Annotated in this window: 12 protein-coding genes; 10 read left to right on the top strand and 2 right to left on the bottom strand. The window is 65.1% G+C overall.

Annotated features, from left to right (window positions below):
- Positions 1-16: 16 nt before the first annotated feature.
- The 3 genes from nirB to CK218_RS26535 are packed head-to-tail and all read left to right on the top strand — an operon-like array spanning position 17 to position 5528.
- Positions 17-2467, top strand: coding sequence for a nitrite reductase large subunit NirB (nirB, locus tag CK218_RS26545; RefSeq protein WP_095829416.1), 2451 nt, complete (start codon positions 17-19; stop codon positions 2465-2467).
- Positions 2468-2525: 58 nt separating this feature from the next.
- Positions 2526-2855, top strand: coding sequence for a nitrite reductase small subunit NirD (gene nirD / locus CK218_RS26540; RefSeq protein WP_095824989.1), 330 nt, complete (start codon positions 2526-2528; stop codon positions 2853-2855).
- Between the two features lie 3 nt (positions 2856-2858).
- Entirely contained in the window at positions 2859-5528 is a 2670-nt protein-coding gene (locus CK218_RS26535) for a nitrate reductase (protein ID WP_095829415.1), read from the top strand.
- A 16-nt stretch (positions 5529-5544) separates the two neighbouring features.
- Here the strand turns inward: CK218_RS26535 and CK218_RS26530 are convergent, their stop codons facing one another.
- On the bottom strand, positions 5545-6762 hold the full coding sequence (locus CK218_RS26530; RefSeq protein ID WP_095829414.1) for an FAD-dependent oxidoreductase: 1218 nt from the start codon (positions 6760-6762) through the stop codon (positions 5545-5547).
- Positions 6763-6777: 15 nt separating this feature from the next.
- Entirely contained in the window at positions 6778-7542 is a 765-nt protein-coding gene (locus tag CK218_RS26525) for an HpcH/HpaI aldolase/citrate lyase family protein (RefSeq protein WP_095829413.1), read from the bottom strand.
- Between the two features lie 104 nt (positions 7543-7646).
- Between CK218_RS26525 and CK218_RS26520 the strand changes: the two genes are divergently transcribed.
- The 7 genes from CK218_RS26520 (at position 7647) to CK218_RS26490 (ending at position 13131) form a co-directional block, all read left to right on the top strand.
- Positions 7647-8537: a 2-hydroxy-3-oxopropionate reductase gene (locus CK218_RS26520; protein WP_095829412.1), complete on the top strand. Its 891-nt coding sequence runs from the start codon at positions 7647-7649 to the stop codon at positions 8535-8537.
- Between the two features lie 3 nt (positions 8538-8540).
- Positions 8541-9353, top strand: coding sequence for a shikimate dehydrogenase (locus CK218_RS26515; RefSeq protein ID WP_095829411.1), 813 nt, complete (start codon positions 8541-8543; stop codon positions 9351-9353).
- Positions 9346-10242 (top strand): SDR family oxidoreductase, encoded by an 897-nt coding sequence (locus CK218_RS26510; RefSeq protein WP_143749708.1) that lies wholly within the window; start codon positions 9346-9348, stop codon positions 10240-10242. Before CK218_RS26515 ends, CK218_RS26510 begins: the two co-directional genes overlap by 8 nt.
- Positions 10167-10514, top strand: a complete 348-nt coding sequence (locus tag CK218_RS26505; protein WP_095824994.1) for a RidA family protein — start codon at positions 10167-10169, stop codon at positions 10512-10514. Before CK218_RS26510 ends, CK218_RS26505 begins: the two co-directional genes overlap by 76 nt.
- A 76-nt stretch (positions 10515-10590) precedes the next feature.
- Complete coding sequence (locus CK218_RS26500) at positions 10591-11379, top strand: FadR/GntR family transcriptional regulator (RefSeq protein WP_179294604.1); 789 nt, start codon at positions 10591-10593, stop codon at positions 11377-11379.
- A gap of 280 nt (positions 11380-11659) precedes the next feature.
- Entirely contained in the window at positions 11660-12370 is a 711-nt protein-coding gene (locus CK218_RS26495) for an SDR family oxidoreductase (protein WP_095784018.1), read from the top strand.
- Positions 12371-12381: 11 nt separating this feature from the next.
- On the top strand, positions 12382-13131 hold the full coding sequence (locus CK218_RS26490) for an SDR family oxidoreductase (RefSeq protein WP_095784019.1): 750 nt from the start codon (positions 12382-12384) through the stop codon (positions 13129-13131).
- Positions 13132-13208: the final 77 nt, after the last annotated feature.

Genomic DNA, 13208 nt, shown 5'->3' with positions numbered 1-13208 from the left:
TCGGAGCTGACCGGACATGAGCGAGAAACTCGTCATCATCGGCAACGGCATGGCCCCCGGCAGGATGCTCGAGCACCTGCTGGAAGCTGCACCCGACCGCTACGCCGTCACCATCTTCAACGCCGAGCCGCGCGTGAATTACGACCGCATCATGCTGTCGCCGGTGCTTTCGGGCGAGAAGGAGTTCGAGGAAATCGTCATCCATGGCGACGGCTGGTACATCAAGCACGGCATCACCCTCTACAAGGGCCACAGGATCGTCGCCATCGACCGCGACGCGAGGACCGTCACCTCGGACCACGGCGTGACCGAAGGCTACGACAGGCTGATCATCGCCACCGGCTCGGTGCCGTTCATCATCCCGGTGCCGGGCAAGGACTTGCCGGGCGTGCTCAGCTACCGCGATCTCGACGACGTCAACGCCATGCTGCTTGCCGCGCAGTCGCGCGCCAAGGCGATCGTCATCGGCGGCGGCTTGCTCGGCCTTGAAGCGGCGGCCGGGCTTAAAGAGCGCGGCATGGACGTGACCGTCCTGCACGTCATGCCGACACTGATGGAGCGCCAGCTCGATCCGGCTGCCGGCTATCTGCTGCAGAAGGCCGTCGAGGCGCGCGGCATCAAGGTCATGACCAAGGCCAACACCAAGGCCATTGTCGGCAATGGCAAAGTCGAGGGCGTCGAACTCATGGACGGCACGATCATTCCGGCGACGCTGGTCGTGATGGCGGTCGGCATCCGCCCGAATATCGCGCTGGCCAAGGACGCAGGGCTGGAAGTCAATCGCGGCATCGTCGTCGACGACCGCATGCAGACATCCGATCCGGCGATCATGGCGCTCGGCGAATGCGCCGAGGTCGGCGGCCATGTCTACGGGTTGGTCGCGCCCCTCTACGAGATGGCCCGAGTGGCGGCAGCCGGGCTGGCGAACGGCGAGGACAGGCGCTTCGTCCATTCCGACACGCCGACCAAGCTCAAGGTCACCGGCATCGACCTTTATTCGCTCGGCGACTTTGCCGACGGCGACGACCGCGAGGAGATCATCCTGCGCGACGCATCCGCCGGCATCTACAAGCGGGTCGTGCTGCAGGACAACCGCATCATCGGCACGGTGCTGTTCGGCGAGACCGCCGACGGCGCCTGGTTCAATGATTTGAAGAAGAAGGCGACCGACATCTCGGAGATGCGTGACACGCTGATCTTCGGCCAGGCATTCCAGGGAGGCGCTTCCTCGGACCCTTTGGCGGCCGTTGCGGCACTGGCGGATGATGCGGAAATCTGCGGCTGCAACGGCGTCTGCAAGGGAAAGATCACCGGCGCGATCACCGGCAAAGGGCTGACCGGGCTCGACGACGTGCGCGCCCACACCAAGGCCTCGGCTTCGTGCGGCTCGTGCACGGGTCTCGTCGAACAACTCCTGAAACTCACGCTGGGCGAGGCCTACAATCCGGCGGCCGTGCAGCCCATGTGCGGCTGCACGAGCCTCGGTCATGACGACGTGCGGCGCCTGATCAAGGCGAAGGGGTTGAAAACGATACCGGCCATCATGCAGGAGCTCGAATGGAAGACCTCCTGCGGCTGCGCGAAGTGCCGGCCCGCGCTCAACTACTATCTGGTCTGCGATTGGCCGGACCAATATGCCGACGACTATCAGTCGCGCTTCATCAACGAGCGTGTGCACGCCAACATCCAGAAGGACGGCACCTATTCGGTCGTGCCGCGCATGTGGGGCGGCGTCACCAGCGCGAGCGAATTGCGCGCCATCGCCGACGTGGTCGATAAGTTCGACATCCCGACCGTGAAGGTGACCGGCGGCCAGCGCATCGACATGCTTGGCATCCGCAAGGAGGACCTGCCTGCGGTATGGGCCGATCTCGGCAAGGCTGGCTTCGTCTCAGGTCATGCCTATGCCAAGGGCCTGCGCACGGTGAAGACCTGCGTCGGCTCCGACTGGTGCCGTTTCGGCACCCAGGATTCGACGGGGCTGGGCATCCGCATCGAGAAGTTCATGTGGGGTTCCTGGACCCCGGCCAAGGTGAAGATGGCGGTCTCGGGATGCCCGCGCAATTGCGCCGAAGCGACCTGCAAGGATGTCGGCGTGGTCTGCGTCGATTCTGGCTACGAGATCCACTTCGCTGGCGCCGCCGGCCTCGACATCAAGGGCACCGAAGTGCTCGGTCTGGTGAAGACCGAGGACGAAGCGGTGGAGGTGATCGTGGCGCTTGTCCAGATGTATCGCGAGCAGGCCCGCTACCTCGAGCGCATCTACAAATGGGCCAAGCGCGTCGGTGCCGCCGAGATCAAAAAGCAGGTCCTGGAGGACGTGGAGAAGCGCCGCGCCTACTTCGAGCGCTTCGTCTTTTCGCAAAAATTCGCGCAGGTCGACCCGTGGTCCGAACGCGTCTCCGGCAAAGACAAGCACGAGTTCCGGCCGCTGGCCTCGGTCGGGTTCGCCGAGGCGGCCGAGTGATGGAGAAGTTCGCGCCATCCTGGACGCTCGCCTATCAAGCAAATACGGGAGTGCCCCAATGAACTGGATCGCAATCGGCTCCGTTTCCGACGTCCCTCGCCGCGGCGCGCGTTGCGTGGCCACCCCGCAAGGCAAGATCGCGGTTTTCCGCACCGCGGATGACCAGGTCTTTGCGATCGAAGACCATTGCCCGCACAAGGGCGGGCCGCTCAGCCAGGGCATCGTCCATGGCGCGGCGGTGACCTGCCCGCTGCACAATTGGGTGATCTCGCTGGAGACCGGCAAGGCGCTCGGCGCCGACGAAGGCTCGGTTAGGACGATCCCGGTCAGGATCGAAGGCGAACGGCTGTTCATTGCGCTCGAAGCGTTGGCCTCGAAAGCGGCCTGAGCCATGGAAGAAGCACGCGAGGTGAGGACCACCTGCCCCTATTGCGGGGTGGGATGCGGCGTGGTGGCCGAGATCGCCGCGGATAGCAAGGCAACCGTCCGCGGCGATCCCGAGCACCCGGCCAATTTCGGCCGCCTTTGCTCTAAGGGTGCCGCGCTTGGCGAAACGCTCGGCCTCGAGGGCCGCTTGCTTCAGCCGGAAATCCAAGGCAGGCAGACGAGTTGGGACGAAGCGCTCGACCTCGCCGCCGCGAAATTCTCGCGTGCGATTGCCGAGCATGGGCCGGACTCGGTTGCCTTCTATGTCTCCGGCCAGTTGCTTACCGAAGATTACTACGTAGCCAACAAGCTGATGAAGGGCTTTATCGGCTCGGGCAATATCGATACCAATTCGCGGCTGTGCATGGCCTCGTCGGTCGCCGGCCACCGCCGCGCTTTCGGCGAGGACATCGTTCCCGGTGTCTATGAGGATTTCGAGCACGCCGATCTGATCGTGCTCACCGGCTCCAACACCGCATGGTGCCACCCCGTGCTCTACCAGCGCATGCTTGCGGCGCAGCGCGAACGCGGAACCAGGATCGTCGTCATCGATCCGCGCCGCACCGCCACGGCCGACGAATGCGACCTGCATCTGGCGCTCGATCCGGGCACGGACGTGCTCTTGTTCAACGGCCTTCTGGCGCATCTCGTCCAGAGCGGAAAGATCGACGCGGATTTCATCCGCACCAGCACATCGGGCTTCGAAGCCGCTGCCGCGCTGGCCGGTGCCGATGCGCCGTCGGTCGCGCGCGTCGAAAAAGGCTGCGGGCTGGCGGCCACGGATGTCCAGGCCTTTTATGAGATCTTCGCCGGCACCGAACGGACGGTCACCGTCTACAGCCAGGGCGTCAACCAGTCGGCACATGGAACCGACAAGGTCAACGCCATCCTCAACTGCCACCTCGCCACCGGCCGCATTGGCAAGCCAGGCATGGGGCCGTTCTCGGTCACGGGCCAGCCGAACGCCATGGGCGGCCGCGAGGTGGGGGGCCTCGCCAACCAACTTGCCGCGCACATGGACTTCGCGGATCAGGCCGCTGTCGAGCGGGTCTCCCGCTTCTGGAAGGCGCCCGGAATCGCGCGACGCGGCGGGCTGAAGGCCGTGGACATGTTCCAGGCGGTTGCCGACGGCCGCATCAAGGCGCTGTGGATCATGGGCACCAATCCCGCGGTGAGCATGCCGGACGCGTCGCGCGTGCGCGCCGCCCTGTCCAAATGCGATTTCGTCGCGGTTTCGGATGTGACCCGCACCGACACCACGCGCTATGCCGACGTGCTGCTGCCCGCCGCTGCCTGGGGCGAGAAGGACGGCACGGTCACAAATTCGGAACGGCGCCTCTCGCGTCAGCGGCCGTTCGTGCCGTCGCCGGGCGAAGTGAAAGCCGATTGGCGCATCATCTGCGAGGTCGCCGCGCGCATGGGCTTCGGCGATGCTTTTGCCTACCAGACGGCGGCCGAAATCTTCCGCGAGCATGCCGCGCTCTCGGCTTTCGAGAACAATGGGGGGCGCTTGTTCGATCTGGGCGAACTGATGGACCTCAGCGATGCGGGCTATGCCGGCTTCGCGCCGCGCCACTGGCCGGCACCAGAATCGCGCGAGTACCAGACGAGATTGTTTGCGGACGGTCGTTTCCCGACACCGGACGGCCGTGCGCGTTTCGTGCCGGTGCGGCAGGAGGCGACGGCGTTTACAGTCGATGCGGACTATCCGCTTGCGCTGAACACGGGCCGGTTGCGCGACCAATGGCACACCATGACGCGTACCGGCACCGTGCCGCGCCTGATGGCCAACACGCCGGAACCGGCGGTCGACCTCAATCCGGCGGATGCGGCCGCGCACCAGCTCAAGGATGGTGACCTTGCCCATCTGTCGACGCGCTTCGGTTTCGTGCGCGCGAGAGTACGTGTGACCAACGCGCAGCGGCGCGGCCATGCCTTCATGCCCATGCATTGGAGCAGCCAGTTCGCGGCCAGGGCCGCCACCGGCCTGCTGTCCTCGCCTGTCACCGACCCGCATTCCGGCCAGCCGGAACTGAAGCATGTCCCAGTCAGAATCGTGCGCGAAAACACTGGATGGGCCGGCGTGCTCATCACGCGGCGCGACCTCAGGCCGACCGGTTTCGTCCACTGGAGCCGCTACGCGGTCGAAGGCGGCTGGGTCTACGAACTGACGGGGACCGAGCCGCCGGACCAGGGCATTCTTCTGGCGCGCAAGCTGCTCGGCGTTCAACGGCAGGATCAACTGCTCGAATACACCGATCGCCGCGGGCTCGCTTATCGCGCCGCTGCGATCGACGAAGGCGGCGCCATGGCTGAGGCCGTGCTGATCGCCGCTCCAGACCAGTTGCCGACGCGGGACTGGCTGGTCTCGCTGCTGGCCACCCGCCAGCCGCTGTCGGCAGGCGATCGCCATGCGCTTCTTTCCGGGCGTTCACCAGCGCCGATGCCCGCCATCGGGCGGGTCGTGTGCTCATGCTTCCACGTCGGCGTCAACCAGCTCGCTTCGGCGGTCGCTGCGGGCTGCGACAGTCTGGAGGCGATCGGCTCGACGCTGCGCGCCGGAACCAACTGCGGGTCGTGCCGCTCGGAGATAAGGGCGATCATCGACGCCCGGCACGTTCAGGCCGCCGAGTGAAATTCTCCGGAACAGCTCAGATCACCGCTTCTTCCAGGAACGGTTCGTTGCGCGGGATGCGCTCGTAACAGAACGGTGACAGGTCCAGCGTCTGGAAGGCGCCGTGAACGATCAGCTCCGACACCGCCCGCCCGACCGCCGGCGACTGCTGCAGGCCGTGCCCTGAGAAGCCGTTGGCGAACATGAAGTTCTTCACCTCCGGGTGAAAGCCGACGATGCCGTTGTGGTCGAGCATGTTGTATTCGTAGTGGCCGGTCCAACTGGTCTGGACCTTGAGCGCGTCGAAGGCCGGAATGCGGTGCCACAGCGCCGGCCAGATATAATCGTCGAACTCCTCGAAATGCATTTCGAAATCGTCGTAATCGGCCGGCCCGTCGCCCTGCGGCGTGTTGCCGGTAAGGAAGAGCTCGCCTTCCGGGCGCACGAAAGTGCCGGAAAGGTCGATGACGTTGGGCATTCGCCCAGGGATCGGGTTGGCGCTGGCGAAGACGAAGCTGTAGCGCTTGTACGGGGCTACCGGGATGGAAAGGCCGGCCATGGCAGCGACCTGCTGCGCTCGCGGGCCGGCGGCGTTGACCAGGGTTCCGCAAGCGACTGTCTCGCCGGTCGCCAGCCGAGCGGAGACAACCCGCCCATCGACGACATCCAGTCCGGTCACGGCATTGTCGATGTACTCGACCCCGCTGGCGCGCGCGGCGCGGCGGAAGCCGTTCAACATGCCCATGGAATCGAACCAGCCCTCTTCGCGCGCACCCCACGAACCGCCGCCGAGGTCGTCGACATTCAGCCAGGGGAAGCGTTCCTTCAGCGGACCCGGCTCGAGGAAGACGGTGTGGGCGCCGAGGCTGCGCTGCAGCTCGACCCGCTCCTTGGCCGCCTCCACGCCTTCCGGCGAACAGCAATAGAGATATCCGTGCTCCTTGAAGCCGAGATCGGGCGCCGGCTCATTCGTGTAGAAGGGCGCCATCCGCTCCTGGAAACCGCGGATGATCTCGATGCCGAACTGGCTGATCTTCACATTGATCGGATTGGAGTATTGCTGGCGGATGGCGCTGGTGGAGAGCGCCGTCGAGGAGAATTCGTAGCTGGAGTCGCGCTCGACCACGAGGATCGAGGCGCCACTGCCCAGCGCCTGGCTCAGCCAATAGGCCGTCGAAGAGCCGATGACGGCACCGCCGACGATGACGATGTCGTAGGCGTAGCGCGAGGGTGCTTTGTAAGGGGGGATCGCCACGGCCGTCTCCCGAGTCTAGCGGTTGAAGGACGCAATCAGGGCGTCCGAGCCCCGCGCCAACAGGCCGAGGTCGGAACCGACGGCAACCATGGTGAAGCCTTCGGCGAGATAGCGGTCGGCGTCGGCCTTCACGGGAGCCAAAATCCCGCTCGCCTTGCCTGCCGCGGCCGCGGCCTTGCGCACGGAAGCGATCGCCTCCTGCACATGCGCAGCGCCGGGATTGCCCATCGCGCCCATATTCATGGAAAGATCGCCGGGCCCGACAAACAGAACGTCCACGCCATCCACCGCTGCGATCTCAGCCGCATTGGCGACGCCGGCCGCGTCCTCGATCTGCACCGCCAACAACTGCTGCTCGCGCGCTTTCGCATGATACCCGGCGATACGGCCGAAGGCGTTGGCGCGATGGCCGACCGAGAAGCCGCGGAAGCCGCCCGGAGCATAGGTCATCGCCGCGACGATTTTGCGCGCCTGGTCCGGCGTGCGCACATTCGGAATCATCAGGCTGCGGGCACCGACATCCAGGGCCTGCTTCATCAGGTTGGGATCGTCGGACGGCAGGCGCACCACCGCCTCGCACGGAAATGCCGCCGCGACCTGAAGCTGCGCCATGATGCTGCGCAGATCGTTGGGGCTGTGCTCGCCGTCGATCAGCAGCCAGCCCGCTCCGGAACCAGCCACCACTTCTGTGGTCAGCGCTGAAGCCAGCGAGCACCAGATGCCGATATGAGGCCGGCCGGCCTTAACGGCCGCCTTCAGCGAATTGACGCGCTCTTGCATTTGCGATCGGTCTCCAGTGGAAGAGGCATTGAAATTTGTATGATGTCCTATATCATACGCCTCCATTGAGCTGCAAGACGCTCTGGCGAGCACGGGAGTTGCGCATGAAAATCGGTTTCATCGGACTTGGCGTCATGGGCGCGCCCATGGCGCGGCATCTTGCCGATGCCGGGCACGAGATCGTCACGGTGCTCAATCGCTCTCCTCTGCCTGCGGATCTGAAAGCGTCGGTGCTGGCTTCCCCGGCGGAAGTGGCGCGGGTTTGCGAAATCATCATCACCATGCTGCCCGATACGCCCGACGTGGAGCGCGTCCTGCTCGGGCCGGGTGGCGTGCTCGAAGGGATTTCAGCCGGCAAGCTGGTCATCGACATGAGCTCGATCAGCCCGATCGCCACCGCGCAATTCGCGGCGAAGTTCAGGGAAGCGGGAGGCGGCTTCCTCGACGCACCCGTCTCCGGCGGCGAGGTCGGCGCAAAAGCGGCGAGTCTCACCATCATGGTCGGCGGGCCGGCTGCCGAATTCGAGCGCGCGCTGCCCATCTTCGAAAAGCTCGGCAAGAATATCACCCTGATCGGCGAGAAGAACGGCGCCGGCCAGACCTGCAAGATAGCCAACCAGATCATCGTCGCGCTCAACATAGAAGCCGTTGCCGAAGCGCTTGTTTTTGCCAGCAAAGCGGGCTGCGATCCGGCGAAGGTCCGAAGCGCGCTGATGGGCGGCTTCGCCTCGTCCCGCGTGCTCGAAGTGCATGGCGAGCGCATGATCGCCCGCACCTTCGCGCCGGGCTTCCGCATCCGCCTGCACCAGAAGGATCTCAACCTCGCGCTCGAAAGCGCCCGCGCGTTTGGAGCCGCCCTGCCGAGCACGGCGCTGGCGCAGCAACTGATGAATGCCTGTGCGGCCCGCCCGGGCGGCGCGGAAGCAGACCACTCGTCGCTCGTCCGGGCTCTCGAGGTCCTGAGCGATCATGAACTGTCAAACGGAAAGGAATAACCGATGCGCGGAACCGGCAAGGCCGATGTCTTCGTCATGCTGGCCCATCCCGTGGGCCACGCGAAAAGCCCTGGGATCTTCAACGAGATCTTCGAGCAGAAGGGGCTCGACAGTCTGATGGTGCCGCTGAGCTGCCGTCCGGAAGATTTCGATACTTTCTGGGCCGGCATCACGGCGGCGGAGAACATCCGCGGCGTGATCATCTCGGTGCCCTATAAGGTCCCGGTCTACCACAAATGCGCCGCCGCCCACGATCGCGCCACGCGCGTGCAAAGCGCGAATTCCGTGCGCCGGCAGGCGGACGGCACCTGGTATGCCGACAATTTCGACGGCGTCGGCTTCATCGACGGCTTGAAGGCCGGCGGACACCGGATCGCCGGCCGGCGCATCCTCCAGGTCGGCGCAGGCGGTGCGGGCGCATCGCTGACCTACTGCCTCGCCGAGGAAGGCGCGACGGAGATCCGCCTGGCCGATTTCGACAGGGAACGCGCGCAAAAACTCGCTTCGCTGGTCAACAAGTCGTTCCCCGATTGCCGCATCGAGGTCGGCGAACCCGATCCGTCCGGAATGGACATGGCGATCAACGCGACGCCCTCCGGGCTGAAGGCCGGCGATCCGCTGCCGATGGATGTGAACAAGCTGACGCCGGAGATGACCGTGGTCGACATCATCATGGAGCCGGCCGAAACGGCCCTGCTCAAGGCGGCGAAAGAGATCGGCTGCCGCATCCAGCCCGGACGCCCGATGATGGACTTCCAGGTCGAGGCCATGGCCGCATTCTTCGACATCGAGCGAAAGGAGCGCCACAATGGCTGAGGCTTCGACCGCGGTCGTCATCGGCGGCACATCCGGGATCGGCCGCGCTATTGCGGAGCGCTTCGCCGAGGAAGGCTACCAGGTGGTCGTCGCAGGCCGGGACGCGAGCCGCGGCAAGGAAGCCGCCGAGGCCTGCGAGAGCGCCGGCGCCCCACGCGCCGCGTTTGTCCAGACCGATGTCGGCGATCCCGCTTCCGTCGAGGCGCTGGCGCAAGACGTCAGCAATGCGTTCGGCACCCCTCATGTCGTGGTCAACTGCGCCGGCATCCTGCAGAGCGGCAAGCATGTGCTCGACCAGGACCTCACCGAAGACGAGCAGATGTGGCGGATCAATTATCGCGGCACGCTGCTTGGCTGCCAGCTGTTCGGCCGGCTGATGTCGGCCGCCGGGCGCGGCGCGATCCTCAATGTCGGCTCGCTCGCCTCCTTCGCGCCGCTGTCGCTTCCGGCCTACACGCCCGGAAAGCATGCGGTGCTGGCGCTCACCCAGATCCTGGCTGCCGAACTCGGCCCGCATGGAGTCCGTGTGAACGCCGTAGCGCCGGGCTATACCCTCTCCGACGGGCTGAAGGCCAGGATCGCCAAGGGCGAACGCAACCCGGAAGCGATCCAGGCCACCACCGCGCTGCGCCGCTTCGTCGAGCCGCGCGATGTCGCCGAGGCGGCGCTGTTCCTCTGCTCCGACCGTGCCGCCTCGATCACCGGCGTCACGCTGCCCGTCGATGCCGGCTGGCTCGTCCAGGCGCCGTACGCGCAGTACCTGCAGGGCAACCCCCATCCGGCAGACGCCGGCCATCTGACGAGGAAGAACCAGTGGGCGATATCCAGCGCTTCGACTTCGACACCCGCATCCATCATGGCGTTATCCACAACGGCACGCTCTACCTGACCGGCCAGGTTGCCAGGCCGGGCCAACCGGCGGCCGACCAGATGCGCGAGGTGCTCGCCAAGATCGATGCCCTGCTCGCCACGGCAGGCACCGACAAGACCCGCATCCTCCACGTCCAGATGTGGCTGGACGACGTGCGGGATTTCGACGAAGTCAATGCGGTCTGGGACGCCTGGATGCCGAAAGAGCATGCGCCGGCACGCTCTTCCGGCGAGGGGCGGATGGCCAAGCCCGGCATGCTGGTCGAACTGATCGTCACCGCGGCGGTTTGAATGGTCTCGCCGGTTCGGGCATCATCCCGAATCTGAACTTGAACGGCCCTAGTCTGGACTTGAACGGAAGGCCTGAATGACGAAGCGCAAGCCGCTTTCCACCCTCGTGGCGGAGAGCCTGGCCGAAAAAATCCGCTCCGGTGAGTTGCAGCCGGGCGCGCAACTGCCGACCGAGGCGGAGCTTTGCGCCGAATACGATGTCAGCCGCACCGTCGTGCGCGAAGCCGTGGCGCGGCTGCGCTCCGAGGGCATGGTGGTGCCGCAGCAGGGTCGCGGCATGTTCGTCAGCGAAACACCCGTGCCGCGCAATTTCTCGATCCCGGACGAGGCGCTGAGAACCTTGCCGGAAACCATCGCCTTGCTCGAACTCAGGTTGAGCGTCGAAGTCGAATCCGCCGGGCTCTGCGCCGAACGCCGCACCGACAAGGAGGCGAGCGCCATCCGTGCCATGATGGATGACATCGACGCGCAGCAGGCCGACCCGGCGGCCGTCCAGATCCACTACGACTACGATTTCCACCTCGCGATCGCCAAAGCCGCGCGCAACGAATTCATCCATGGCTTCCTGGCCTATCTCGGACCGATGATCGTGCCGCGCTTCCAGCTCGGCTATGTCGTCGAGCCGGCCCTGAAGGACAGCTATTACGCTCGCATCCACAGCGAGCACAAAGCCATCGTCGATGCCATCGAAAGACAGGACGGCGGCAAGGCCCGCCAGGCCATGCGCAAGCATCTGTACAACAGCCTCGGGCGCGTTCGCGCCCTGGCGCGGGCTTCCGGAGTCGAGGCGACCGACGCGGAGCAAAAGGCCGCCGCAGCCTCGCTCTTCACCAAAATGAAAAGGCCTGCGCCAACGGTCGGTTAGGGCCGGGACGGGTTCGATCCTTCGCGTGGGCACCGAATGTGACTTGCCGCGCGTCGCGAAAGCCGTGTTTTTGTTCCACCGACGACCGGGAACCTTCTCCCGCGCGCCGACGGGATTATTTTCCTTTGGTTCGCAGCGTTGGAGGCCACGCAGGCAGCGTGGAACGTTTGAGCTGCCGGAAAGGCTCTCGAAAGTTTATCTTTCCTTTTTGCTGCTTTTCTTGGTTTCGCGGCACCGGTCGAGGCCGCAGACTAAAGATCAGGCAATAGGGGAAGCCCACGTGACGACAGCCTTCATCACAGGTGCGACGAGCGGCATTGGGCGAGCCATCGCCATCGCGTTGAGCGACGCCGGTTACGACGTCTATGCGGTCGGTCGCAGCCAGGCGGCGCTGAAAGAACTGCAGTCCGAGCGTCCTGGCATCCTGCCGATCGCCGTTGACGTTACCGACCGCGAGGCTTTGGAATCGGTCCTGGCCGATCTCACCATCGATGTGCTGATCAACAACGCCGGCATCATGCCGCCGCTCGGCAATTTCGCCGACATGACGATCGCAGACATCGACACCACGTTAGAGGTGAACCTCAGCGCGGCGATCCTGCTCACCCGCCTCGTCGCGCCGCAGATGCGCGAGCGCCAGTCAGGCCACATCTTGTTCACCGGCTCCACCGCCGGCCACGCGGCCTATTCCAACATCGCCGTCTATTCGGCCACCAAGGCGGCGATCTCCGGCTTTGCCGCTGCCTTGCGCGCCGACCTCTCGCCGTCCGGCATACGCGTCACCGAGATCGTCGCCGGTCGGGTCGAGACGCAGCTCTACAAAGACATCCTCGACGCCGACGCCCGGGCGGCGATGTACGCCGGAAAAGTGGTGCAGCCGGACGACGTGGGCAGGATGGTCGTCGCTGTGCTGGCGCTCCCCGCTTGGGCCGACGTTACTCGTTTCGACATCATGCCGACCTGGCCGACCTCGCCCAGCGGCACCAAGTAAGGAAAACTGCAATGAAGGATCTTTCCGTTCTGATCGTCGGCGGCGGCGCCGGCCTTGGCGCCCTTCTCGCTCGCATGGCTGTGGAGGCCGGGGCAGCAAAGATCGGCATCATCGACATCAACCAGGAAGCTGCCGAGAGCGCTCTCGAAGCGGCGAAGGCCAAGGGCCTGCCTACGGCTGCCGCAGCTTGCGACATCCAGATCGGACCGCAGTGTCACGCCGCCTTCGACGCCATTGTCGCGAAGCTCGGGCGCGTCGACACGCTGATCAATTGCGCCGCGATCTATCCTCGGCGTCCGCTCCTCGAGATCACCGACGCCGAGTGGGACGCCTCCAACGGCATCAACATCAAGGGCACGTACCACATGATGGTGGCGGCCGTTCGCCACATGCAGTCGCAAGAGCCAAAAGCGCATGTGCGTGGAAGGATCGTAAACCTCACTTCCGTCGACGCCTTCAAGGCGCATCCGCAGAACGCCCATTATGCGGCGACCAAGGCCGCCGTCGTCAGCCTCACGCGCTCCTTTGCCCATCACGTCGCCAAGGACGGGATTTTGGTGAATTCCGTCGCGCCCGCCGGCATGGCCACCGAGAAGGCCAAGGCGCTCGGTTTTCTCGAGGAACTGGCCAAGGCAAGCCCGCTCGGCCGCGGCGCCGAGCCGACCGAGATCGCCGAGTGGGTGCTCATGACCGGCGGCCCGAAGAACACCTATATGACCGGTGAAAACGTAATCGTCTCAGGCGGTTACATCTACGCCTGAATCGGTTTTCATAAGCCGGCGGCGTCTGAAATCCAGCAGTGCATGATCAACGGAGTCTCGAACGAAAGGAGGCGGAC

The organism is Mesorhizobium sp. WSM3879 (genome assembly GCF_002294915.1).
Classification (GTDB): domain Bacteria; phylum Pseudomonadota; class Alphaproteobacteria; order Rhizobiales; family Rhizobiaceae; genus Mesorhizobium.
The sequence above is the reverse complement of the archived record's forward strand: the minus strand, read 5'-3'. Positions and strand labels throughout refer to the sequence as shown.